Source organism: Sorangium sp. So ce1335 (genome assembly GCF_051521615.1).
In the GTDB taxonomy this organism is placed as follows: Bacteria; Myxococcota_A; Polyangia; order Polyangiales; family Polyangiaceae; genus Sorangium.
Window position 1 is genome coordinate 8,224,293 of record NZ_CP150363.1, and the last position, 24,802, is coordinate 8,249,094.

The 24,802-nt window shown below is 73.2% G+C and carries 19 protein-coding genes; 16 read left to right on the plus strand and 3 right to left on the minus strand.

Annotated elements, in window-relative coordinates; genetic code table 11:
* The first annotated feature begins 11 nt into the window (after positions 1-11).
* The 5 genes from WMF24_RS30295 (at position 12) to WMF24_RS30315 (ending at position 7,542) form a co-directional block, all read left to right on the plus strand.
* Positions 12-995 (plus strand): tetratricopeptide repeat protein, encoded by a 984-nt coding sequence (locus WMF24_RS30295; RefSeq protein WP_437730892.1) that lies wholly within the window; start codon positions 12-14, stop codon positions 993-995.
* A gap of 316 nt (positions 996-1,311) precedes the next feature.
* Positions 1,312-2,919, plus strand: a complete 1,608-nt coding sequence (locus tag WMF24_RS30300; protein ID WP_437730893.1) for a hypothetical protein — start codon at positions 1,312-1,314, stop codon at positions 2,917-2,919.
* 178 nt (positions 2,920-3,097) lie between these two features.
* Positions 3,098-3,796 carry a hypothetical protein gene (locus WMF24_RS30305; RefSeq protein WP_437730894.1) on the plus strand — a complete coding sequence of 233 codons (699 nt, stop codon included), beginning with the start codon at positions 3,098-3,100 and terminating at the stop codon, positions 3,794-3,796.
* 89 nt (positions 3,797-3,885) lie between these two features.
* The gene (locus WMF24_RS30310) at positions 3,886-5,529 is read left to right on the plus strand and encodes a hypothetical protein (RefSeq protein WP_437730895.1); all 1,644 of its coding nucleotides are present in this window, start codon (positions 3,886-3,888) and stop codon (positions 5,527-5,529) included.
* A gap of 393 nt (positions 5,530-5,922) precedes the next feature.
* Positions 5,923-7,542 carry a hypothetical protein gene (locus WMF24_RS30315; protein ID WP_437738875.1) on the plus strand — a complete coding sequence of 540 codons (1,620 nt, stop codon included), beginning with the start codon at positions 5,923-5,925 and terminating at the stop codon, positions 7,540-7,542.
* Between the two features lie 58 nt (positions 7,543-7,600).
* Here WMF24_RS30315 and WMF24_RS30320 read toward each other — a convergent pair whose 3' ends face one another.
* Positions 7,601-8,497, minus strand: a complete 897-nt coding sequence (locus WMF24_RS30320) for an Rpn family recombination-promoting nuclease/putative transposase (RefSeq protein WP_437730896.1) — start codon at positions 8,495-8,497, stop codon at positions 7,601-7,603.
* Between the two features lie 135 nt (positions 8,498-8,632).
* Here WMF24_RS30320 and WMF24_RS30325 point away from each other — a divergent pair, with 135 nt between their 5' ends.
* From WMF24_RS30325 to WMF24_RS30335, 3 genes are all read left to right on the plus strand, one after another.
* A complete protein-coding gene (locus WMF24_RS30325) occupies positions 8,633-9,907 on the plus strand; it encodes a S41 family peptidase (protein WP_437730897.1) in 1,275 nt (424 codons plus the stop codon).
* A gap of 422 nt (positions 9,908-10,329) precedes the next feature.
* Complete coding sequence (locus tag WMF24_RS30330; protein ID WP_437730898.1) at positions 10,330-10,800, plus strand: hypothetical protein; 471 nt, start codon at positions 10,330-10,332, stop codon at positions 10,798-10,800.
* Positions 10,801-10,846: 46 nt separating this feature from the next.
* Entirely contained in the window at positions 10,847-11,641 is a 795-nt protein-coding gene (locus WMF24_RS30335) for a hypothetical protein (RefSeq protein WP_437730899.1), read from the plus strand.
* 89 nt (positions 11,642-11,730) lie between these two features.
* Here the strand turns inward: WMF24_RS30335 and WMF24_RS30340 are convergent, their stop codons facing one another.
* Positions 11,731-13,368: a glucose-6-phosphate isomerase gene (locus WMF24_RS30340; protein WP_437730900.1), complete on the minus strand. Its 1,638-nt coding sequence runs from the start codon at positions 13,366-13,368 to the stop codon at positions 11,731-11,733.
* 155 nt (positions 13,369-13,523) lie between these two features.
* Here WMF24_RS30340 and WMF24_RS30345 point away from each other — a divergent pair, with 155 nt between their 5' ends.
* The 4 genes from WMF24_RS30345 (at position 13,524) to speD (ending at position 18,503) form a co-directional block, all read left to right on the plus strand.
* Positions 13,524-16,451 carry a 2-oxoglutarate dehydrogenase E1 component gene (locus WMF24_RS30345; RefSeq protein WP_437730901.1) on the plus strand — a complete coding sequence of 976 codons (2,928 nt, stop codon included), beginning with the start codon at positions 13,524-13,526 and terminating at the stop codon, positions 16,449-16,451.
* Complete coding sequence (locus WMF24_RS30350) at positions 16,448-16,915, plus strand: PaaI family thioesterase (protein ID WP_437730902.1); 468 nt, start codon at positions 16,448-16,450, stop codon at positions 16,913-16,915. The genes WMF24_RS30345 and WMF24_RS30350 overlap by 4 nt, the downstream gene beginning before the upstream one ends.
* A gap of 286 nt (positions 16,916-17,201) precedes the next feature.
* A complete protein-coding gene (locus tag WMF24_RS30355) occupies positions 17,202-17,924 on the plus strand; it encodes a hypothetical protein (RefSeq protein WP_437730903.1) in 723 nt (240 codons plus the stop codon).
* Between the two features lie 219 nt (positions 17,925-18,143).
* On the plus strand, positions 18,144-18,503 hold the full coding sequence (gene speD, locus WMF24_RS30360) for an S-adenosylmethionine decarboxylase (RefSeq protein ID WP_437730904.1): 360 nt from the start codon (positions 18,144-18,146) through the stop codon (positions 18,501-18,503).
* A gap of 253 nt (positions 18,504-18,756) precedes the next feature.
* Here the strand turns inward: speD and WMF24_RS30365 are convergent, their stop codons facing one another.
* Complete coding sequence (locus tag WMF24_RS30365) at positions 18,757-20,181, minus strand: peptide MFS transporter (RefSeq protein ID WP_437730905.1); 1,425 nt, start codon at positions 20,179-20,181, stop codon at positions 18,757-18,759.
* Positions 20,182-20,788: 607 nt separating this feature from the next.
* On the opposite strand from WMF24_RS30365, the gene WMF24_RS30370 reads away from it, so the two are divergent.
* The 4 genes from WMF24_RS30370 to WMF24_RS30385 all read left to right on the plus strand — a co-directional run bounded on the left by WMF24_RS30370 (position 20,789) and on the right by WMF24_RS30385 (position 24,642).
* On the plus strand, positions 20,789-21,919 hold the full coding sequence (locus WMF24_RS30370) for a hypothetical protein (protein WP_437730906.1): 1,131 nt from the start codon (positions 20,789-20,791) through the stop codon (positions 21,917-21,919).
* Between the two features lie 393 nt (positions 21,920-22,312).
* Entirely contained in the window at positions 22,313-22,723 is a 411-nt protein-coding gene (locus tag WMF24_RS30375; RefSeq protein ID WP_437730907.1) for a hypothetical protein, read from the plus strand.
* Positions 22,724-22,789: 66 nt separating this feature from the next.
* Positions 22,790-23,752, plus strand: a complete 963-nt coding sequence (locus WMF24_RS30380; RefSeq protein WP_437730908.1) for a hypothetical protein — start codon at positions 22,790-22,792, stop codon at positions 23,750-23,752.
* A gap of 359 nt (positions 23,753-24,111) precedes the next feature.
* Positions 24,112-24,642: a tetratricopeptide repeat protein gene (locus tag WMF24_RS30385; protein ID WP_437730909.1), complete on the plus strand. Its 531-nt coding sequence runs from the start codon at positions 24,112-24,114 to the stop codon at positions 24,640-24,642.
* Positions 24,643-24,802 lie beyond the last annotated feature (160 nt).

The window sequence follows — 24,802 nt, forward strand, 5'->3', positions numbered from 1 at the left end:
TGCGTAGACGGATGCGTAGATCGAGCTCGCGTAGACGATTCCCGGCCGGGGTGCTCGCCCTGGGAGGAGCCGCGCTCCTCGCCTGCCCCGACGCTTCCGCGCAGGCGCGCGATCCCGCGGCCGCGGAGGCGCTCTTCGACGCCGGCCGGGCGGCGCTCCAGGCGAAGGACTACGACGCCGCGTGCCCGAAGTTCCGGGAGAGCTACGAGCTCGATCCGGCGCCCGGGGCGCTCCTCAACCTCGCCGACTGCGAGGAGAAGCGCGGCAGGGTCGCGACCGCGTGGTCGATCTTCCGGCAGCTCGCGCGCGATCTGCCGGCGAGCGACGACCGGCGGCCGATCGCGCAGGCGCGCGCGACGGCCCTGGAGACCCGCGTGCCGAGGCTCACGATCCGGCTCGCGCCCGGCGCGCCTGCGGACACGGCCGTGCAGCGCGGGGGCATCCCGGTCGGCGTGGGCTCGCTGGGCTCGCCGCTGCCCGTCGATCCGGGCGAGGTCCAGGTGACGGCGTCGGCGCCGGGCCGGAAGCAGAAGACCTTCACGATCCAGCTCGCCGAGGGCGCGCAGGCCGAGCTGCTCGTCGCACCGGAGGAGCCCGCGGCCGCCGAGGGCGCGGGGCCTGCGCTCCCCCCGGACGAGGCCCCGCAGGCGACGGCGAGCTCCACGTGGCGGACGGCCGGCTGGATCAGCGCCGGCGCAGGCGTGGTCGGGATCGGCCTCGGCGCGGTGTTCGGCCTGCGCGCGATCGGCAAGAAGGACGACGCGAAGCCGTACTGCAGCGCGGCGAACGTCTGCGCGGCGGAGGGGATCCGGCTGCAGGAGCAGGGCGCGACCGCGGGGACGATCTCGACGGTCGCGTTCCTCGTCGGCGCCGCGGCGCTCGGCGCGGGCGCGGTGCTCGTCTTCACGGCGCCTTCCTCGGGGCCGGCGTCCTCGGCCCCGACGGCGACGCTCGGCGTGGTGCCGGGCGGCGCGGTGGCCACGGTCGTCTTTTGACGGCGCGCGCGGCGCGTGACGGCGCGTGACGGCGCGCGCGCCGCGCGCTCGAGACGCGGGCGCGCGGGCGCCGGCCCAGAGCGCGCCGTGCACAGGGATCACGACACGCCACCACGGCGCCTCACAGGCTGCCCGCCGCGCCGCGCCGCGCGCTCCTGTGGGCCGTTGACGGCAGGGAGGGCGGCGGCTCTCATCGGGCGATGTGTCGAGACCTCTTCGACCTCCAGGGCGACGGCCTGCGCGCACACCGCAGGTCCGGCGGCGGCGGTCTTTCAGCGGCGACCGCGACGGCGCCGCGCGTCGGGGAACCGAAGTGATGAAGCGCGATCTCAGGAGCGTTCGAGCCCTCTGCGGCGCTGGGCTGCTCGCCTCCTCCGTGGGAGGCTGCACGACGATCATCGGGCTCGAGGTCGGTGAGCTGGATCCATCGACGAGCAGCGCGACAGCGTCGAGCGGGTCCACGGGCGGCGGCGATCACAGCGTCGGCGGCCAGGGCGGCGGCGGCGGCGAGGGCGGCAGCGATAGCAGCGGGGGCGGCGGCCAGGGCGGCGGCGGCCAGGGCGGCGGCGAGGAAGCGCTCTGTCGCGATACCCGCGAGGGGGCTGCCCGGCCCCCCTCGGGGCTGTGGGGAGACCTGGCCGGCGATCACATCATCGATATCGAAGCGCACGAGGGCGGTGTGACGGCCCTCGTCAACGGGGCGACAGGCTTCTCCGTCGCGAGGTGGAACGACAACGGGTCGCGCGCCGACGATTTCGGGATGGACACGCCCGAGCAGCGCGGAGACCTCACCGGCGAGCACCTGGCCATGGCGGGAGGGCTCACCTACGTCACCGGAACGGCGCGCCCGCTCGATGACGCGGCGCTGACCACACCGCTGCTGGCCGCCGGGTGCGAGATCACCGCGAAGGCAAGCGACCCCCCGAAGCCGAGCTTCGTGGCCGCGCTCGACGAGAGGGGCACGTGCCAGTGGGCGTGGAGCGTCGACGCCGAGTCCACGACCTACCCGCTCGGCCTCGCGGCGGCGCCCGATCAGGTCGTCTTCGCGGTCTCCCTGGCGGGGCTGTCGCTCACGAGCACCACGAGCTGCATCGTCAGCGATGTGATCGAGGCGAAGACCTCTGCGGACCTCGTCGCGATCGACACGTCCGGTGCATGCCGGTGGCGCCGCTCGCTCGGGCCGACGAGCGCCCTGCGCATCGCAGAGCTCGTCATCGACCCCGCGAACAACGAGGTGCTGGCGGTCGGCGACTACGATTCGCCGGATGGGCCCCTCCTCGTGCAGCGCCGGCCGCTCCCCGCCTCCCAGGGGAGCGACCTGTTCATCGCGCGTTTCCGCCTCCTGGACGGTGAGCTTCAGGATATCTTCGCCATCAACGCTCCCGGGGCCCAGTCGGTGGCGCGGCACGGGGCTGCGCTGCACCCGGACGGCGACCTCGTGATCGGGGGGACCTACACGGGGCCGTCCTTCGATTTCGAGGACGAATGCGCCCCGATGCCGCCTGCCTCCGAGGAGGAGGAGAACATCTTCATCGTGCGTGTCTCCAGGGAGGGCCTGGTCTGGAGCCGCGGCTTCGGCGACGTCGCCGAGGATCAGCTCGTCGCCAACGTGGCGGTGGACGCGGCTGGTTCGATTTACGTGACAGGGCACCTCGAAGGCGAGATGGACCTGGGAGACGAGGTGAGGCTCACCGCCCCGGAGGATCAGATCTCGGGCTTTCTGCTCGTCCTCAGCGACAAGGGCAACGTCCTCTCGGCCTCCGAGCTCGTCGGGGAGGGCACGGTCGGGATGTGGGCGGTCGCGCCGGGCCCGACCGTGCGCGATCCCCTCTACATTGCGGGTGAGATGACGGAGACATTCCACCTCGTCCCCGGCGCGCAGTCCAACGGAGGGTTCATCGCGCGCGTCGCAGGCGTCCCGTGACCGGGGCGCCCGGCTCCGGCCGGCTTGCAGCGTGCCTGGCCAGCGGCCCATCACATTTCCCCACGACGCCGTAGACGCTGCGACCAGACCGCCAGGGCGCGGCCCGAGCCGCCGGTTGACGCCGGTGGGAACGATGGCATTCCATCCGATGATGCGATCGCTTCCTCCGGTCCTCTGCATGGCTCTCTCCGTTGCGGCGGCTGCGCTGAGCGCCGGCGCTGGGTGTGGGTTCCCCGACGTGACGTTCACCGGAGGCGCGAGCGCCTCGAGCGCCGACGGGGGCGCCGAGGGCTCCACGACGTCGTCGGCGAGCACCGCCGCGTCCTCGGACGCGGCCGGCGGCGGCGGGGACGGCGGCGCGACGAGCTCCGGCGCGGGCGGCGACGGCGGCGGCGCGGCGGGCACGGGCGGCGACGGCGGCGCGGCGAGCTCCGGCTCGGGCGGCGGCGGCGGCGCGGCGGGCACGGGCGGCGACGGCGGCGCGGCGAGCTCCAGCGCGAGCGCCAGCTCGACGGCCTCGGGGTCGGGCGGCGGCGGCCCCGTCGACTGCGATGTCGATCGCGACGGCTATCGGTCGGTCGCGTGCGACGGCGGCAACGATTGCAACGACGAGCACCCCGACGTCCATCCGAACCAGCCCAGCACGTTTTACGGCACGCCGATCTCCCCGGGGGGAGGCTTCGATTACGACTGCAGCGGCACGGACGAGCGGGAGTTCCAGGCGGTCCAGTGCTCCAACGTCCTCCCGCTTTGCGCCGCGAAGACGAACGTGTTCCAGGTCGACGTCCCGTGCGGAGGCCGAGCCTCGTTCGGCAACTGCAACGCCACGTGCCAGTTCACCCCTGTCTTTCCTGACTACGTCAGGAAGTGCCATTGAGCCCGCGCGGCTCGGCGGCGACCTCGACGATGCCGCGCAGCGGAGCGTCCGCTCCGCTGCGACGCGGGCCCGGCAAGCTTCCCTCGGCCGTGTCCTGCGCCGGCCTGCTCGCGGCCGTGGCGGGGGGCTGCAACGCGCTCATCGGGCTCGAGGTCGGCGAGCTGGCTCCATCGCAGGCCGGCGCGGGCGCGGCCTCCTCCTCGGGAGACGCCGGCGCCGGAGGCACGGGCGGCGCGAACGCCGGCGGGGGCGGCAACGGCGGGAACACCGGCGGGGGCGGCAACGGCGGCGGGGACACCGGCGGGGGCGGCAACGGCGGCGGGGACACCGGCGGGGGCGGCAACGGCGGCGGCAGCGGCGGCAGCGGCGGCGGCGGCCCCCGGTGCAGCGACGCTGGCGGGGTCCTCCTCGATCCGTCGGGCGCCTGGGGCGAGACGGTCGGCTTCGACGTGGGCGACCTCGCGGCGCTGGACGACGCCGTGGCGGCGGTCAGCACCGAGCTGACTGACAACGGGCGCTATCGCTTCTCGGTCGCGAAGTGGACCGACGGCGGGACGCGCGACGGTCGATACGGCCTGTCGGCCCTCGACGTCTGGGGCTCGCATCTGGCGGTCGGCGACGAGCTCACCTACGTGGCCGGGGAGTCCGAGCGGGCCGTCGCCTTTCCTGACGAAGGCCTCTTCGGGTGTCGGGTCGGCCCCGCGTGGTCGGATCGCGCGGCCACGATCAGCTTCGTCGCCGCGCTGGATCCGGACGGCCTCTGCGCGTGGGCGTGGAGCATCGACGCGGAGCAAGGCACCACCGCGCGCGGCCTCGCGGCGACCTCCGAGGCGGTCGTCTTCGCCGTCGACGTCGTCGAGGGCGGCGAGAGCCTCGGCGCGTGCGCGCGCGACGACCTCCCCGCGGACGCGGCGCTCGTCGCGGCGGTCTACCCGGCGAACGGCGCGTGCAAATGGGCCCACAGCCTCGGCAAGCGAGGCGCCGTGGCCGTCAAGGCGCTGGCCGCCGACGCGCGGGCCGCGTCGAGGCTCGTGGCCGCGGTGGGCGACTACGACACGCGAAGCGGAGCCGTCACGTTCGGCGGGGACACGGAGTTCCCGGCGCAGGGCCGCGACGTCTTCGTCGCGCGCTTCGTCGCGAGCGACGGCGCGCGGCAGGAGGTGACGACGCTGAGCGCCGCGGGAGATCAGCACGTGCCGGCGCACGGGGCCGCGCTGCTCCCGGGCGGCGACGTCGTGATCGCCGGCACGTACAGGGGGCCGCTCGAACTCGGCGACGGCTGCTCGGACGTGCCGGACGCGGGCGAGACGGAGAACTTCTTCATAGCGCGCGTCTCGGAGGCCGGCGTCGTGTGGAGCCGCGGGTTCGGCGACGCGACGGCAGACCAGACCGCGGCCGGCGTGACGGTGGACGCGGCCGGCTCGATCTACGTCACGGGGACGTTCGCGGGGGAGATCGCGCTCGGGAGCGCCGGCAGCCTCACGACCGACCGCAAGGGGGCGGGGTTTCTGATGAGGCTGGACTCTCGAGGCAACCTCCTCTCGGCCACGAAGCTCGAGGGCGACGGCACCGTGGGCCTGCGGGTCGTCGCGACCGACGGGGCTCCCGGCGCGCCGCTCTACGTCGCTGGCGAGGTGACGGGGACGCTCGATCTCGGGCTCCCCACGCCGCTCGGCAGCACCGGCGATCGAGCGCAGCACGGCTTCATCGCGCGGCTCTCCGGCGTGCGCTGATCCGCGCCCGCCCCGGAGCCGACCGCGTCCCGCTGAGCTCGCCCGCGCCGAGGGGCGCGCCGCGGGGAACGGGTCGACCCACGATTCACCCAGCTGCCCTCCGCACTTGTCCGAGGCACGCTTCGAGCGCCAGGGGAGACCTCCATCTCGGCTGACGCGGCAAGGGGTCGTAAGGAGATCCCGTAATCGATCTCGAGATCAGCTTCGTTTGTTGGCGTGCGACAGACGTGTTTCCGGCAGACGTCGCCTGAAGCAAACGAATCGATTCAGGCAGCGCACTACGCTCTCGGGTCCCGCGCGCATGCACCTTGCGTATCCACGAGCGCCTGCCAATGAGCTCGCGGCGGGCTGATGGCAGGGGAGACCGCTCCATGCAATAGAGGAGCCGCCGTGATGAATCGCTCTCTCGTGAAGGCCCGATCCGTTTTCTGTGCTGGTCTGTTCGTCGCCGCGGGAGGTTGCAACGACCTCATCGGTCTCGACGTGGGAGAGGCAGATCCGACAGCGGCCGACGCCGCTGCGCCGTCGTCCTCGTCGGCGGTTGGCGCGTCCGCGGGTGGCGCGTCCGCGGGTGGCGCGTCCGCGGGTGGCGCGTCCGCGGGCGGCGCGTCCGCGGGCGGCCCGGGCGCCGGCGGGGGTGACGGCGGCAGCGGAGCGGGCGAGCCGACCTGCGGCGAGGCGAGCGGCGCGGCGACCGTCGAGGCGTCGGCGCTGTGGGGCGACACGGTCGGCGCGGACATGGGCGGCGTCGCGGCGCTCGACGACGAGGTGACGACCGTCGTCAACGCGCCAGCCTCGCCCGCCGCGTCCGCATCCCTCACGGTCGCGCGGTGGAGCTCGAGCGGCGTGCGCCAGGACGGGTTCGGGCTGTCGGCGTCCGGCTTCCGGGGCACGCACGTGGCCGTCGCCCCGGGGGTGACGGTCGTGGCGGGCGAGTCGCTCGGGGGCGCCTCGCTCTCCGGCGAGCGGTGCGCGATCGGCTCGAGCGGAGGCGGCGGATCGAACGGCGGCGAGCCCAGCTTCGTGGCGGCGCTGAACGCGGCGGGTCAGTGCGCCTGGGCGTGGAGCGTCGCGTCCGACGGCGGGACCGCCGTGCGCGGCGTCGCGGCGCTCTCCGATGCGGTCGTCCTCGCCGTCGAGTCGTCGGGCAAGGGCAAGAGCCACGGCCCGTGCGCGATGAGGCCCGGGGTCCCGGAGGACGCCTCGTTCCTCGCCGCGCTCGATCCGGCGACCGGCGCGTGCAGGTGGCATCGAAGCCTCGGGGCGCCCGCGGCGGTGAAGGTGCGCGCGCTCGCCGGCGCCCCGGCGGGGCCAGCGTCCGTCGTCGTCGTGGGCGAGTACGACGCCACGCGCGGCGCCGTCTCGTTCGGCGAGGACCCGTCCCGCAGCCCGGATGGGCGCGGGATCTTCCTCGTGCGCCACACATCGAGCACCGACGCCCCGCAGCGGGTCACGACGCTCGCCCTCGCGGGAGCGCAGCGCGTCGAGCCGCTCGGCGCCGCGCAGCTCCCGGACGGCGACGTCGTGATCGCCGGCAGGTACGCCGGTGCCCTCGACCTCGAGGACACCTGCCCCGGGATGCCCGACGCGGGCAACACGGACAACGTCTTCGTCGCGCGCGTCTCGGAGCACGGCGCGGTGTGGAGCCGCGGCTTCGGCGACGCCACGGCGGCCCAGAAGGCGACCGGCGTGGCCGTGGACGGGGCTGGCGCGATCCACGTCACGGGGCTGTTCTCGGGCGAGCTCGACCTGGGGAGCGCCGGGAAGCTCGCGGCCCCGGCGGGGAGGCGGGAGGGGTTCGTGCTCACGCTCGACGCGAACGGCAACCTCGTCTCGGCGTCCAGGCTCGCTGGGGACACCGTGGACCTCCGGGTCGTCGCGGCGGGCAGGGCGGCCGGGGCCCCTCTCTATGTCGCGGGGAGCCTGGACGGGCCGCTCGAGCTCGGCGGGCTCGGCGACCTGCTCGGCGCCGGACCGCGCGGCTTCATCGCGCGGCTCTCGGACGCTCGCTGACCGCGATCCGCGCCTGCCACGCCGGGCCTCACGCCGGACGCGCCCGCGGCCGCTCGCGTCAGCGCAGCGCCTCGGCGGCGGTCGCCGCCGTGAGGGCCTGGTCGAGCCATCGCTCCAGGGTGTCGAGGTCGGCGCAGCCCGCGAGCCGCGCGTCCGCCTCCGCGTCCAGCGTCATCCCGCGCTTCGAGAGCACGCGACGGATCGCCGTGCGCAGCCCTTCCTCCCGGCCCTCCCTGCGCGCCAGCGACAGCGCCCCGCGCTCGTCCTGGAGCGCGATGCCCGCCCGGACGTAGGCCTCCCACTCCTCGTCGGTGAAGCGCGCCACGCGCGCCACCTCGAGCGCGTCCGTGAACGGCTCCTCCGCGAGCGCCTCGGGCACCACGCGCAGGTTGCCCGCCTCGCGGAAGAAGAACGCCCACTTCTCGATCGTCGTCCGCGGCGCCTGGCCCGCGTCGTACTTCGGCAGCTCCAGGAACACGAACTGCATCTGCCCGAGGCCCCGCGCCCCGCCGTGCTGCTCCTGCATCCGCCAGCGGCTGAGCATCGGCACGCGCGGCTCCTCGCGCTGCGGCCACAGCTCGAAGTCGCAGATCGTCACACCGATGACGTCGTTCAGCTCGGGGTACTGCTGCCCGGCGTCGAGCTGCCCGGAGTAGGCCTTCGCCACGTTGTAGACCACGCGCTTCTCGAACCCCTCGACGTTGAGCACCTGCATCTCGACCACGTAGCGCGTGCCCTGCGCGTCGACGCACTTGACGTCGACGATCGAGTGCTTGAGCTCCGGCACCTTCGGCCGCTGCTCCGGCGAGAGCAGCTCCACCGACACGATGCGGTGCGCCGCGTCCAGCTCCAGCAGATCGTTCAGCAGCGCGATCAGCAGCGGCGTGTGCTCCTCGCTGCCGAAGATCTTCTTGAACACGAAATCCGTCTTCGGGTCCGCAAACAGGGGCCGCATGTGCCCGGATCTACCTCGGCCGCGCCTCCCTGTCGCGCCGGAGCCCTGGATCTCGCTGCCGCGCGGTCGCCTCCTTCACGAGCCCGGACGGCGCCGCTTGCGCCGGCGGAGCGCGCCGTCGCACCCTCGCGCGCCGTGCCCGTCCGACGCTCGCCTCGCCGGCCGCGCCGCGCCGCCCTCGGCGCGGCCGCGGCGCTCGTCGCGTCGCTCGCCTGCGCCTCGCTCGGCTGCGCCCCGGCGCCGGCGCGCGCCCCCGCGAGCGCGCCCGCGCCGCTGCGGAGCCTGCGCATCCCGGACGGCGACCTCGATCGCGCGCCGCGGACCGTGTCCGCCGCCGAGGCGCTCCGCGATCTCGACGACGCGCGCTACGCCTTCGAGCACGCCTACGCGGGGCTCGACGGGCGCTCGCCGTTGCCGACGCCGCGCGCGCTCGCCCGCGCCCGGGGCGCGCTCCGCGGCCGCGCGGCGTGGCGCCCCGACGAGCTCGCGCGGCTCCTGCGCGACCTGTTCGCGGCGCCCGATGGCCACCTCGCGTTCGGCCACGGCGGCCCCGCGCCGCTCCGGTGGACCGTCGCGCCCGCGCCGCCGCGCCGCCACGGCCCGCCCGTCGAGCTCACGCGCGGCGCCGACGGCGTCCCGGTCCTCGCCATCCGCACCTTCAGCAGCGCCGCCGCGCCGGCGCTCGCGGCGCTCCCCGCGCTCGCGGCCGAGCTCCGGCGCGCGCCCGCCTTCGTCGTGGACCTGCGCGGCAACGGCGGGGGCGACTACCGCTTCGCCGAGCGCTTCGCGCTCGCGCTGACCGATGCGCCGCTCCGCGCGCTCGACGAGCGCGAGGTCATCTCCGTCGCGGCGGCGGAGGGGCGCGCGAACAGCGTCCGGCGGCGCCTCGCCCGCGGCGACGTCCCGGAGGAGGCGCGCCCGCGCTTCCTCGATCACCTCGCCGCGATGGAGCGCCTCGCCGGGGCGCTGCGGGCGCGCCCGTCCGCCGCGCCGCGCACCGACCTCACGACCCGCGGCGCCCTGCTCCGCGGTCGGGCTCCGGGGCCGCGCGGCGCGACGTCGGCGCGCGGCGTCTTCCTCGTCGACCGCGGCTGTGCGTCCGCGTGCGAGATGCTGCTCGCCCTGGTCCGCCAGATCCCGGGCGTCCTCGTGGCGGGACAGAACACCCGCGGCGGCATGAGCGTCGGCGAGGTCGCGCTCTTCCGGCTCCCGCGCTCGGGCGTCACGATCTCGTTCGGCACCCGCGCGTTCCGCGACCCGCTCGGCGACTTCGTCGAGCTGCGCGGCTTCGAGCCCGACGTCCGGCTCGACGGCGCCGATCCGGCGGGCGACGCGGCCGCGCTCGCGCTGCGCGGGTGGCCGGTGGTCGCGCGTCGGCGCGGCGCGCGGTCATCGTGCGCGCGGCGTTGAGTTCGCGAGCGGCCCGCGTATCCTGGCCTCGCTGCACCGAAGCTACCTGTTGTTCCTTGGAGTCGCCCGCGAGCGCGACGGGAGCCAGCATGCCGCTCAGGCCAACGGAAGGGAGTATCGTGCCGCGTCGCCGCCTCGCCGCGCCGCGCGCCCGCGGCGCGCCGGCCGTCGCGGCGCTCGCCCTGCTGCTCGGGCTCGCCGCGCCTGCGGCTGCGCAGGTGCCGGCCTCGCCTCCGGCGCCTTCCCCATCGTCTCCGGCGTCGTCCCCATCGTCTCCGGCGTCGTCCCCATCGCCTCCGGCGCCTTCCCCATCGCCTCCGGCGCCTTCCCCATCGCCTCCGGCCCCGGCCCTATCGCCTCCGGGCGCGTCCCCCGCCCCGCCGGGCGGCGCGCCGATCCCCCCGCCGCCGGGCTATTACCTGGTGCCTGTCTCGCTCCCGCCGTGGGCCAACCCGCGGACCATCGCGTACGAGGAGGGGGATCCGATCCCGCGCGGCTACGCGCTCAAGACGCGGGCGGACCGCACGCTCGTCACGGCGGGTCTCGTCACGTTCAGCATCTCGTACGGGCTCTCGTTCTCGGTCGCAGGCGTCGCGGCCCTCGACGACGACAGCTTCGACGAGCTCGGTCCGCTCTTCATCCCGTTCGTCGGGCCGGTGATCGCGACGGCGACGATCGACGACGTCGAGGGCGCGGGCCTCTTCTGGCTCACGATGAGCGCCGTGACCCAGGTCGGCGGGCTCCTCCTGTACGCCGCCGGCCTCGCCCACGAGGATGTTTACCTGGAGCGCCAGTTCCCGGTGCGCTCGCACCGCCCCGAGGACGACGCCGCGTCGCGCTGGCCCACGCTCTCGATCGGCGCGTCGTCCGCGGAGCTCCGATGGCGATTCTGAGCCGGCGCGCCCGCGCCGGGCGCCCTCACCCCGAAGGGAGACGCACGTGACCGCGATCCGCACTGTCCTCTCGATGGCCGGGCTGCTCGGCGTGCTCGCGCTCGCGGCGCCGGCCGCCGCGCAGAGCGCCCCATCGCCCGCGCAGGACGCGCCGCCGCCGGACCACGCGCCCCTACCGGGCCACGCGCCCCTGCCGGGCCACGCGCCCGCGCCGGGCCACGCGCCGCTGCCGGGCCACGCGCCCCCGCCCGGCCACGCGCCGCTGCCGGGCCACGCGCCCCCGCCCGGCCACGCGCCGCCGCCGGGCCACGCGCTTCCGCCCGGCCATGCGTGGCCGCCCGGCTATGCGCCGCCGCCGGCCTACGCGCCGTATGCACCCGCCGTCATCCACGGCATGCCGCGGACGCTGCCCTTCCGGGACGACGGAGTTCCGCCCGATGGTTACCGCCTCGAGACACAGATGAACCGCCGGCTGGTGGTCGCAGGGGCCATCGTCCTCGGCAGCGGGTGGGCGCTCGCGGCGCTGACGGCCGGGACCCTCCTCAGCGAGGGAGATCGCGAGAGCGTCAGCTACGCGCCGTTGCTCCTGCCCGTGGGAGGCCCGTTCATCACGCTCGCCACGGGCGAGGACGTCGACTTCGACCGCGAAGACGGCCTGATCAACGGCTCCCTCATCCTCCTCGACGGCGTCACGCAGGTCACCGGCTTCACGCTGCTCGTCGCGGGCCTCCTCTCGAACCAGAAGGTCTGGGTCCGCAGCGACATCCCGCGCAAGGTGTCGCTCCACGCCCCCGAGCTCCTCGTCGGCCCGACGGGCGGGAGCCTCCGCCTCCGCTTCTGAGGCGACGCGGACGAAGGCCGCACCGCCCCTCGCCGCGCGGCCCTCACCTGCCTCGCCGCGCGGCCCTCACCTCGCTCGCCGCGCTGCCTTCACCGCGCCGACCGGTACGTCGCGTCGAACGGCGAGCCCCCCTGCGGCACCTCCCGCACGACGCCGCGCTCCGGGTTCGCCGCGAGGTGGCGCAGGATCCAGAAGACCGTCTCGACGTCGTCCGTGCCCGCCGCCTTCGCGATCTCCTCGAGCCGCAGCGCGCGCCCCGCGCCCGCGCCGAGCGCCGCGACCACCTTCGCCTGGAGGTCGAGCACCTCCTGCGCTGCCTTCTTGCCCGCCTCGACGCCGGGCTGGTGGTACGCGTTGATGTCCACGAGCGACGCGTACAGGCCGACCGCGCGCTCGTAGAGCGCGATCAGCATGCCGACGGCGCGCGCGTCCACGGTCTCGATCGTGATCGAGATCGACTCGCGCCCGCTCTCGGTGAGCGCCTTGCGCGTCCCCTGGAGGAAGCCCGACAGGTAATCGCCCGTCGTCACGCCGGGGTCGACCTCGATCGCGCCGCGCGACGGCGCGCGATCGCGCAGCACCTCGATGAACGTGACGAAGAAGTTGTCGAGCCCGTCGCGGAGCTGCTGCACGTACGCGTGCTGATCGGTCGAGCCCTTGTTGCCGTAGACCGCGATGCCCTGGAAGACCTCCTTGCCCTTCCGATCGAGCCGCTTGCCGAGCGACTCCATCACGAGCTGCTGGAGGTAGCGGGAGAAGAGCTCGAGCCGGTCCTTGTACGGGAGCAGCACCATGTCCTTGCGGCCGACGCCGCCCGTCGCCGAGTACCAGGCGAGCGCGAGCAGCGCCGCCGGGTTCCGGAGCGCCTCCTTCGAGCGCGTGACCTCGTCCATCTCGCGCGCGCCCTGCAGCATCTCCAGGATGGGCAGCCCCTGGAGCGCCGCCGGCAGCAGGCCGACCGCCGAGAGCTCGCTCGTGCGCCCGCCGACCCAGTCCCACATCGGGAAGCGCGCGAGGAAGCCGTGCTTCTGCGCGAACCTGTCGAGCTCGCTCCCCTCCCCGGTCACCGCGACCGCGTGCGCGCCGAGCGACAGGCCGAGCCGCCGGTACGCCGCCTCGAGCTCGAGCATCCCGTTGCGCGTCTCCTTCGTCCCGCCCGACTTCGAGATGATCACCGCGAGCGTCGCGCCGAGGTCGTCGCCAATGGCGTCCAGCGCGCGATCGATCCCGTCAGGATCTGTGTTGTCGAAGAAATACGGCTGCATCCGATCGGCGGGTGTGCCGAGCGCCGAGGCGACGAACTGAGGCCCGAGCGCCGAGCCGCCGATCCCGACGACGAGCACCTTGCGGAAGCGGGCCGCGCGCTCCGGCCGCACCCGCGCGGCGTGCACGTCCGCGGCGAAGCTCAGGATCCGCGCGTTCGTCGCCTCGATCGCGGCGCGGAGGGCGGCCTCGGGCGCGAGCTCCGGCGCGCGCAGCCAGTAATGGCCGACCCGGCGGTTCTCGTCGGGGTTGGCGATGCTCCCGCCCTCCAGCGCCGCCATCTCGGCGAGCGCGGCCTGAATGCGCGGCTCCATCGCGGCGAAGAAGCCGTTCTCGAAGCGGATCCGGCTCACATCCAGCCAGAAACCGAGGCTCGGGTCGTGGAAGAGGTGGTCCCGGAAACGGTCGAAGGGGAGGACGGCGGGCGCCGGTCCTCGACCCCCGGTTGCGCGGTCTTGATCCATGGCCCCCTTCTACCGCTTCTCCCTACCGTTTCTCCAGGCGCTCGGACCCCTTGTCCGGACGATGTTCCGCCCCATGAGCCAGAGCCATCGGAAGAGCTCACGGAAAACGACTCTAGCGTGCCGAGCCGACACGCGTTATTTGCACGCCGACCACGATGCAGCTTGATTTTGGAATCAATGCAGGGCTCGTCGAGGAGCTCTACGCGCAGTACCTGGAGAACCCGGAGTCGGTCGACCCCGGCTGGCGCTCGTTCTTCGACAGCAAGAACGGCATCGCCGCGCCCGGCCGGCTGCCCGCTCCTGCACCGCTGCCGACCGTGCAGCCTCATGTGCTGAGATCCCCGGCCGCATCGGGGAACGGGCACGGGAAGACGAACGGCGAGGCCGCGAAGACGCTGGAGGCCGCGTACGCGCAGACGCTGAGCGAGCACCCGACCTCGGCCGAGACGTCGCGCGATCTCAAGGTGCTCGCGGAGGCGGCGCTCAAGGCGCGCGTCTACGCGCTCGTGAACGCCTACCGCGTGCGCGGCCACCTCTTCGCGCACGTCGACCCGCTCGGCCTGCCGCCCGCGACGCCGCCCGAGCTCGACCTCACGAATTTCGGGCTGCGCGTCGAGGACCTCGACCTCGCGTTCCCGACGACCGACCTCGCCGGCGTGCCGCCGGTGCTCACGCTGCGCGAGATCATCCGCCGGCTCGAGGAGACGTACTGCCGCTCGATCGGCGTCGAGTTCACGTTCATCGAGGAGCCCGAGGCGCGCCAGTGGCTCCAGCAGCAGATGGAGTCGACGCGCAACCGCCTGACGCTCGACCGTCAGAAGCAGCTCCGCATCCTCACGAAGCTCTCCGACGCCGAGATCTTCGAGCAGTTCATCCACAAGTCCTACGGGGCGGGGACGAAGCGCTTCTCGCTCGAGGGCGCCGAGAGCCTCATCCCGCTGCTCGACCTCATCATCGAGCGCGCCGGGGCGCACCAGGTCGACGAGATCGTGGTCGGCATGGCGCACCGCGGCCGGCTCAACGTCCTCGCGAACATCATGGACAAGAGCCTGCGCGAGATCTTCGCGGCCTTCGAGGACAAGGACGCGGAGCGGCACCTCGGCAGCGGCGACGTCAAGTACCACCTCGGCTACTCGACCGACAGGACGCTGGAGAACGGGCGCAACGTCCACCTCACGCTCACGTTCAACCCGAGCCACCTCGAGTTCGTGAACCCCGTGGTGCAGGGGCGCGTCCGCGCGAAGCAGGACCGGCGCCTCGCCGACGGGACGACCGACGCGCGCCGCCGCGTGATGCCGCTGCTCATCCACGGCGACGCGGCGTTCATCGGGCAGGGCGTGGTCGCCGAGACGCTGAACATGATGAACCTGCCCGGCTACACGACCGGCGGCACGGTCCACGTCATCGTGAACAACCAGGTCGGGTTCACGACCGACCCGATGGAGGGGCGCTCGACCCGCTACGCCTCCGACATCACGCGGATGCTCAAGGTCCCCGTCTTCCACGTGAACGGCGAGGACCCGGAGGCGGTCGCGCACGTCGCGCAGCTCGCGATCGACTACCGCGCGCGCTTCGGCTCGGACGTGGTCATCGACATGTACTGCTACCGGAAGTACGGCCACAACGAGGGCGACGAGCCGCGCTACACGCAGCCGCGGATGTACGCCGCGATCGACAAGAAGCCGACGGTCCGGCAGGTGTACGTCCGGCGGCTCATGGAGCTCGGGCAGGTCACCGAGGAGAAGGCCGAGGAGATCGTCGTGCGGCGCCGCGAGGCGCTGGCCGCCGCGCTCGACGAGGTGAAGCAGAAGGGCTTCGCGCCGGTGACGTACTCGATGGGCGGCGTGTGGTCGCACTACCGCGGCGGCCCCGAGCACGCGACGCCGGAGGTGCCGACGAACGTCCCGGCCGAGAGGCTCATCGCGCTGTCCGAGAAGCTCCTCGAGCTGCCGGAGGGGTTCAAGGCGCACCCGAGGGTGCTGCCCACGCTGCAGGCGCGGCACGAGCGGCTCGTCTCGGGCGAGCCGTTCGACTGGGGCACGGGCGAGATGCTCGCGTACGCGTCGCTGCTCGCGGAGAAGACGCCGGTGCGCATCTCCGGGCAGGACGTGCAGCGCGGCACCTTCAGCCACCGGCACGCGGTGCTGCGCGACGTCGAGACGGGCGTGCGCTACGCGCCGCTGTCGCGCGTGGCCGAGGGGCCGGCGCGCTTCGAGGCGTACAACAGCCCGCTCAGCGAGGCGGGCGTGCTCGGCTTCGACTTCGGCTACAGCCTCGACTACCCGGACGGGCTCGTCATCTGGGAGGCGCAGTTCGGCGACTTCCTGAACGGCGCCCAGGTCATCGTCGATCAGTTCATCACGTCGAGCGAGGACAAGTGGCACCGGCTGAGCGGCATCGTGCTGTACCTGCCGCACGGCTACGAGGGCCAGGGGCCGGAGCACTCGAGCTGCCGCATCGAGCGCTGCCTGCAGAACAGCGCCGAGGACAACATCCAGGTGTGCAACCTGACGACGCCGGCGCAGCTCTTCCACCTGCTGCGGCGGCAGGTGCACCGGCCGTGGCGCAAGCCGCTCATCATCGCGACGCCGAAGAGCCTGCTGCGCGTCCCGACGACGTCGACGGGCCCGCACCGCCCCGTCTCGACGCTGACGGACCTCTCCGAGGGCAAGTTCCACCGCGTGCTCCCCGACACGAGCGGCGTCGATCCGGGCGACGTGAAGCGGATCCTGCTCTGCTCGGGCAAGGTGTACTACGACCTCGCGATGGCGCGGGAGGCGCGCGGCCTCAAGGACGTGGCCATCCTGCGGCTCGAGCAGCTCTTCCCGCTGAACGAGGAGATCGTGAACGCGCTCGCGCCCTACAAGGACGGCACGCCGCTCGTGTGGGTGCAGGAGGAGCCGCGCAACTACGGCGCCTGGTTCTTCATCCTCGCGGTGCTCCGGAACAAGCTCGGCGACCGGCTGCCGCTCACGTGCGTGAGCCGCGCGCCGAGCGCGAGCCCGGCGACCGGCTCGCGGGCGAGCCACCTCCTGGAGCAGAAGATGCTGATGGACGAGGCGTTCGTGGGGGGCAGCCGGTGAGCGAGGCTGCGGCGAGCCTGCAGGACAGGTACGCGCCGCAGGGCCGCTGCTTCGGGTGCGGGCCGGCGAACGACCGGGGGCTCCGGCTGAAGAGCCGCGTCGAGGGCGACGCGGTGGTCTGCGACTTCACGCCGGAGCCGCACCACGAGGCGTTCCCCGGGATGGTCAACGGCGGGATCATCGGGGCGCTGCTCGACTGCCACTCGAACTGGACCGCGGCGTACCACCTCATGCGGGCGCGCGGGGCCGACGCCCCGCCGTGCACGGTGACGGCGGACTACCACGTGAAGCTGAGGAGGCCGACGCCGCTCGGCCCGCTGCGCCTGCGGGCGCAGGTGGCCGAGGCGGAGGGCGATCGCGTCGTGGTCGAGGCGACCCTGGAGGCCGGGGGGCGGGTCACGGCGACGTGCCGCGGGACGTTCGTGGCCGTGAAGGAAGGCCACCCGGCCTTCCACCGCTGGTAGACGGCGGCGGGCGCGCGGCGCGGGCGGCTGCCAGCGGCGGGTGACGCTGGCGGACGTGCGGGTGCGGGCGGCTGCCAGCAGCGGGTGACGCCGGCGGGCGCGCGGCACGGGCGGCTGCCAGCAGCGGGTGACGCCCGCGGCGCGGGCGGCCCGTCCGCGACCGGGAAGGCGTTGCTCGCGGCCTCCGTGGCACACGCGATGCTCGCGCCCCGGCGCGCGGCGTTCCCGGCGTGGCGCGGATCGCATCCGCCGTCCTCGCGGCGCCGCGCAGCGAGGAGGATCCGCAATGAAGGCAAACACCGGGGTCGCGATCGCCGCGGGTGCGGTCGCCGTGCTCTGCGGGGGCGTCGCCTCGGCGCAGGACTTCGGGGGCGACGTCCCGCCGACCTTCCTGCCGGCACCGCTGAGGGCGCCGGCCAACGCGCTCGAGATCGGCCTCAACCTGGGGTACGCGCAGGGGTTCGGCGACATCGGAAGCGAGCGGAGCCTGCGCGACGTGGTGGGGCCCGGGGCGGGCGTGGGCTTGAAGCTCGTGTACCGCGCGGTGCCGGGGGTCGGCCTCGGGCTGACGTCGAGCTTCGAGGAGTACATGGCGCTGGGACGGACGCAGGGCGGGCCCGACGTGCGCGGGGTGACGCTGGGCGCGGAGGCGAGCTTCCACCTGGCGCCGTTCGAGCGGATCGATCCGGTGATCTCGCTGGGCAGCGGGTACCGGGCGCTCTGGACCGCGGCGCCGCCGGGGGTGAGGGGCGAGACGGTGACCCACGGCGTCGAGCTCGGGCGCGTGCAGGCGGTGATCGACGTGCGCATGTCCGAGAGCGTGGCGCTGGGGCCGACGATCGGCGGGGGGCTCAACGTGTTCCTCTGGGAGAACACCGCGGGATCGCTCCGCGCGCGGGAAGTGCCGGGGAGGCGCGTGAACAGCTTCGTGTTCGCGGGGCTCGAGGGGCGGTTCGACATGGGTGGACAGCGGGTGCGGAAGGTCATCCACGTCGCGCGGCGGCGCTGAGCGCGGCGGCGCTGAGCGCGGCGGCGCTGAGCGCGGCGACGGAGAGAGAGGGCGTGCCGAGCTGCCCGGCCCGAGGAGGGCCCAGACTCCGGGCGCCGCGCGACGAACACGGCCTCCTCGGGCCTACCCTCTTCGTGGAACGGCCCGATTCGGGTTCCGCAGCGCCCAGGCTCGGCTACCCTACGCAGCCGGCGCGGACCGCCGCGCGCTCGCTCACCGATGCAGCTCTTCATCGCGCTTGCCCTGTTCGAGGGCTGTCCCTTCGACTTCCTCAACAGCCCGGCCGCGCTCCGCGGGGCGCTGGAGGCAGCCGTCGCCGCCGGCTCGTTCACCCTGCTCGAGATGGTGGTCGTTCCGTTCTCGCCACAGGGCATCACCGCGTGCGCCGTCGTCGGCGAATCGCACGTCGCCCTGCACTCCTGGCCCGAGTCGGGGCGACTCTTCGTCGATATCGCCTCGTGCAGCACGCTGGAGAGCGTCCGCCGCGCCGTGACCGCCATCGGGAGCACGCTGCCCGAAGGGCGCCTCGCGACCCTCGACGAGCGGATCGTCGACCCCGGCGGAGCGAGGTCGCCCTGACGCGGCCGCGCGTCCTGGGAAGGGCGGATACGCGCCGCGGAGGGCAGCGCGGCGGGTAAGGGCGGAGCCGGCGCTGAGGAGCGGCGGGTAAGGGCGGAGCCGGCGCGGATGGGCGGCGGGTAAGGGCGGAGCGGGCGCTGAGGAGCGGCGGGTAAGGGCGGAGCCGGCGCTGAGGAGCGGGGCGGGCGCTGACGGGCTGCGCGGCGGGAAGGGGCGGCGCGCGCCCTCCGACGAGGGCGCGTCGAGGGCGGTGTCAGTGGTGGCCGATCACGCGGCGGAGCGGCTTGTTGAACGCGAACATCGCGGCGCCGGCGGCGACGCCGAGCACGGTGAGCAGCAGGAAGAACATCTCCTTCGGCCAGCGCGTGTAGAAGATGCCGATGTAGCCGCTCAGGGTGTTTCCGAAGAAGCTCGAGACGAACCACATCCCCATCATCATCGACACGATCCGCACGGGCGAGACCTTCGTCACGAGCGACAGGCCGATGGGCGACAGGTAAAGCTCGCCGATCGTCAGGAGCAGCGTGCAGAAGATCGGCCAGAACAGGCTGCCCTTGCCGTCGCCGACGGTCTGCGCGCCGAGGATCATCACGATGAACGACAGGCCGAGGATGGTGCAGCCGATCGCCATCTTCGAGACGCTCGTCGGCTCCGTGCCGCGCCTCGCCTGCCAGCGCCAGAAGATGTCGAGGAGCGGAGCGAACAGGATGATGAAGAGCGGGTTCGCCGACTGGAACCACGTCGAGGGGATCTGGAAGCCGAGCACGCTGGGCCACACCGTCTTCTCGTCGGCCCAGGTCTGCATCGTGTTGCCCTGCTGCTCGTAGACCGCCCAGAAGACGACGTTGAGGGCGCAGAGCGCAACGAGCGCGCCGACGCGCTTCCACTCGTCGCTGGTGAGCGGCTGCTTCTGCTCGCCCACCCCCTCCGACGCCTTGGTCAGGTTGTCCTTGGCGAGGTACTTCTGCCCCATCAGGTAGACGACGAGCCCAAGGCACATCCCGACCCCGGCGGCGGCGAAGCCGTAATGCCAGCCGTAGATGGCGGCCAGCGTGCCGCACACGAAGTTGCAGATGAAGGCGCCGAGGTTGATGCCCATGTAGAAGATGGTGAAGGCGCCGTCGCGGCGCGGATCACCCTTCGGGTACAGGCTGCCGACCTGGGTCGAGATGTTGGGCTTGAACGCGCCGTTGCCGAGGATGAGCAGGAGCAGCGCGAGGAAGAACGAGTTCTCGAAGGCCATGACGAAGTGTCCGATGGCCATCAGGGCGCCGCCGACCACCACCGTCTTGCGCTGGCCCCACACCCGGTCGGCGAGGATGCCGCCGAAGAACGGGGTGAGGTAAACGAGGCCCGTGTACAGCCCGTAGAGCACGGACGCCTGCTCGGCCGGCGCGCTCGGAAGAAAGCACCGGATGAACTCCCAGCCGAGCACCGAGTCCGGATTGCCAGGGATGAGGTCGCACGGCTGCGCGTGCTGGCGGCACCCCTGATAAGCCTCTCTCGCCGCGACGAACAGATAGTTCGCCATATACAGCTTGAGGAGGCCGCGCATCCCGTAATAGGAAAAGCGCTCCCACATCTCCGCGAAGAAGAGGATCACGAGCCCCGGCGGGTGCTTGAAGCGCCTCTCGAAAGCGGTGACGGGAAGGGCCGGCTCGGTTGCTTGCTCGCTCAATGCTACCTCTCCACGAGCTGGGACCACGCTGCGTGGTCGTCGGGCGATGCAGGGGTACGTGGGGCACGCTGCCCCTCCCTGGGGCACGCTGCCCCTCCCGCGGATGCTAGACGATCCGCCTCGCCCACGTCACGCCCTTGTTGCGCACAGCGTCGACCCGGGCAAACAGGGGGTCCACGTGGGCAACCCCGCGCGCCAGGACCGCAGGGGCGGCGTCCGGGCAAGGGGCTCGCCGCATCGCATCGCGCGGCGTCGCGTCACGTCACGCGCGCGTCGGAGCGACGCCCTCACCCGGCGCAGGTACGACGTCCGCTCACGCCTGGACAGCACCAGCGCGCGCCCGACACGACAGCCGCCGCGCGGCCGACAGCCGCCGCGCGGCCGACAGCGACCGCGCCCCCGAGGGCCGCCGAGCGCCCGACACGACAGCGCACGCCCGACACGACAGCGCACGCCCGATACGACAGCGCGCGTTCGCCCCTGGGTATGTCGAGCACGCAGCGATGGATTGCGGGCTCCGCCCTGACCGCGTGAGGCCTCGGGCGCAGCACGGGAGATCGACCGCAGAGGGTTCCGGTGAGACGCCGCCGGTCGCAGATGGTCTGTGATGCAACTCACCAAGATTCGCTCCGTCCCCGGGGACAGCGCACGTTCGATGTGTCTCCTCTCGACCCTGTTCCTCTCCGCCTGCGCCGGACTCGAATCCTCTCCGCCCGTCACGTGCCCTCCCGGCGAGGAGCCCTTTCGCGGGCGGTGCGTCGACCCCGCTGCCCGCTACGAGCCTGACGAGCGCGTCGACCAGGACAACGTCGTCGCCTTCGCGCCGCTCACGCGGCTCGCGCTGCCGGAGCCGCCGCGCAGCGGCTTCCGTATCATCGCGCCGCCGCGGACCCTGGCGCCCGGCGAGGAGACGACCTTCTGCGTCTCCTGGCCCTTCCCTGCCCTCGTGAACACGACCGTCCACGCGGCGCGCGTCTACACGACGGCCGGGCTGCACCACAGCAATGTGATCGCCAAGCCGGTCAATCCGGCGTTCGGGCCGAACCCCTACCCGGGCTGCCATCCGGGCGCCGACGATCCCTTCGGCGCGCTCCCCGCTGTCATCCCGGACGTCCTCTTCGCGAGCTCCACCCAGGTGGTCGGCACGGAAACGCTCTCCTTTCCGCCGGGGATGGGCTTCACCCTCGATACGTCCCGCGAGATCGCGACGAGCGTCCACCTTCTCAACACGTCGGCCGAGCCCGCGGTCGTCGAGCTCGCCTACGACTTCTTCACAATGCCCCTCTCCGAGCGCACGGAGGAGCTCGTGCCGTTCGCCATGAACGTGAACGACTTCCTCGTCCCGCCGCGCGCCACCCGGACCGTCGGCACGACGTGCTCGACGTTCGGCGGGAACATCGTGTCGCTCATGCCCCACACGCACCGTTACGCCGAGGCCTTCGACGTGGACATCGTCCGCGAGGACGGCGGCGAGACGCGCATTTACGCGGGCGGCGCGTTCGATCTGGAGGGCGATATCGAGGTCTACCGGCAGGCGATCGCGCTCGATGAGGGCGATTCCATCCGGTATGGGTGCCGGTTCCGGAACACGTCGGGGCACGATCTCACGTTCGGCCTCGGAGACAACGAGATGTGCACGCTGTTCGGGTACATGTACCCGCCGGAGAAGCAGCTCGGGGCCTTCGCGGCGCGCGACGGCGAGCCGTGCACGTCGTTCCGCCTCGGCGCGTTCCGCTGAAACGGTGCTGGCGCCGCTCGGGCTCGACGAGGGGCGCTGGCGATCGTCGATTGCAGGAGCGCCGCTGGGGCGATCGAGGAGCGGACGCGGATCGAGGAGGCGAGGAGAGCGGCGGGAAGGCGGGTGGCGGTGCTGCGGGGGTAGGCATCACGGTCCCGGGGGCGCGAGCGGGACGTCTCGCGCCGCGCAGGTCGCTCTCCTGGCGGACGCACTCGACGCGTCGATGGCCGACGTCGGCCTCGATCGCCGTACGCTGGGCGGTGGATCATGGCCAAGCTCGCCCTCGGTCAGAGGGCGGAACGCGTGCCCCTGTTGCTCATCGGGCTACGCAGGAACAAAGGTCGTCGCGGAGCTCGTCGCGCACAGCGTCTCCGACGACGATCTCGCCGAGGGATGGCGCCTGCTCCAGCGCGTCAACCGCACCCGGCTCGGATTGGTCGCCACCGCCGCCGCGACCGACGCCAGCTTGATAACGAGCTCGACGCCTGGGAGAACAGGCGACCTCCCATCGCGTCCGCGCTCCTCGAGCGCCACGCCCCGCAGGCGCACGCGTTCCTGATTTGCAACCTCACCCAGACCGAAGGCGCCCCGCCCTCGTCTCCGTCAGCACCTTTCGAGCGCTGGGAGAGCCTCGGCAAGTCCAAGGAAAAGGGCGGCCCCGACGCCGAGGGCGACGAAGCCCGCAAGATCCTCGCGAAGCGTGGACCTTCAGCGCGATACCAGCACGACATCGATGCAGCCCACGTAATACGCGGCTCCTGCTCCTTCGCTTACCTGGAAGCACTCGCGGTCATCTCAATCTAATCGCAAATACCACGCCACATTTGCCTTGCTGACCCCCTCGCGGCCTCTCATCCTCCCGCCACCCCGATGCGCAGCAGATTCGACGCCTTCGGCAAGAACGTCCTGCGCGATACCCTCACCCGCGTTGGCGCCGCCGACACCGAGGTCGAGGTCATCGCCGCTTCCCAGACCATCGATGTCTGGTACGTGCCCGATCCCGCCCGCGCCGCCTTGCGCGCCGAGCTCGGCCTGCTCGGCGAGCTCGCGGCCGAGCCGTGCCAGTTCGAGCCGTTCCACGACACCCCGGGTCCCGGCGAGCTCCGCGGCTGCGTCCGCAAGCAGCTCCACTGGCATCACGAGCTCGAGCGCCGCGCCGGCGGCGAGGTGCCCTTCCCGCGGCTGTGCCTCCTCAGCAGCGGCCGCCCCACCACCGTGCTCGACGCCTTCGGCTTCCAGCCGGACCCCGCGCGCCCCGGCCTGTACCGCACCGCCCCCGGCTGGCGCGTCGACCTCGTCGTCATCTCCGAGCTGCCGCGCACCCGCGAGACGCTGCTGCTGCGCCTGCTCGGCGCCCGCGCCGTGCTCCGCGACGCCATCCGCGACCTCGCCGCCTTGCCCGAGGACGCCTGGGAGAGGAGCATCGCCCTGCCCTGGCTGGTACGCTTGCGCTTCGAGACCCCGGCCGAGCCCTCGGCTCGCGCGGCCAACGACGCCGAAGAGGAGGAGATCGTGACGGAAGTTCAGCAGTGGTTCGAGCAGCTCAAGCAGTCGCTCCGCGACGAGGCGCGAAAGGAAGCGCTCCAGGAGGGCCTCAAGGAGGGCCTCAAGGAGGGCCTCAAGGAGGGCCGCCAGGAGGGCCTCAAGGAGGGGCAGATCCGGACACTGGCGAGGCAGTTCGAGAAGAAGCTCGGCCGGCCGCTCGCCGAGACCGAGCGCTCCGTGCTGACCGAACGGCTCGACCGGCTCGGGCCGGATCGCCTCGACGACGTCCGGATGGAGCTGTCCGCGGACGCCCTCGCTGCGTGGCTCGCAGATCCGGCGGCGGCCTGAACGGGGCGCTCCCTGGACCGCAGTGAGCTCCTGCAAATCCCTTCTTGCGAGAAGCCTGAGCGCAACCGTACCGCCAGGCCTCTCAGACCGGCCGCCGTCTGACCGGAGACTCACGCTCAGGAACGGAGCGCGGTTCGGCCGCGACCTCTCCTCCCGGTATCGCTTCATCCGGCGCTCCGCACATCGATCGTCCGGAATCGCCACTGCTCGCCTCGCGTGGGTCACGCTCCCCTTCCCCTGCTCCCCGCTCCCTGCTCCTCTCCTCCTCGATCCCGCACCTTCCTGACCACCTCGCGCCCCCTGCCGCCCGCGCGGTCCCGAGCTACCGCCCGCCGCCCCGCCGCGTTAGCATGGCCGCCGTGGACGCCCCTCGCCCCTCTGGCCTTGGCCGCGCGCTGCAGATCGTCCTGATCCTCGCCGCGCTCGCCGGGGCGGCCTTCCTCGCCATGGGCCGCGACGAGCCCCCCGTCCCGAAGGCGCGGCCGGCGAGCGCTGAGCCCACCGACGACGACACGCCGCAGCGGCGCGGTCCTCCCCCCGCCGAGCCCCCGGCCCCGACCCCCGCCGCGACCGCCGCGCCGCGCGCCTCGGAGGCGCCGCCGGACAGCGACCCGGAAGCGCGCTTCATCGAGCGCATGCGCGCCGCGCTGACCAGCGACCCCGAGGAGGTGCTCCGCCTCGACGACGCCGCGACGCGCGAGTTCGGGGACAGCCCGCGCGCCGCCGAGCGCGGGCAGCTCCGCGTGCGGGCGCTCGTGCGCCTCGACCGGATCGGCGAGGCCCGCAGCCTCGCGGAAGACCTCATCGAGCGCTATCCCGACGACCCCGCGGCGAAGAGTGCGGCGGCGTACATGGGCATTCACCCGAGGCCGCGCGGGCCCTCCCGGTAAGGTGCCTTCCCGGTAAGGCGCGATACCCGTCGTGCCCTGTGAGGAGAACCGATGATCCCTTCATGACCGCTGGGATCGGGATCTTGTACCAGCAGCAGAACGTTGCGCAGCGAATCACTGAACCGATTAAGAATTCCGGTTGGCTGACCCCGCGCTTCTG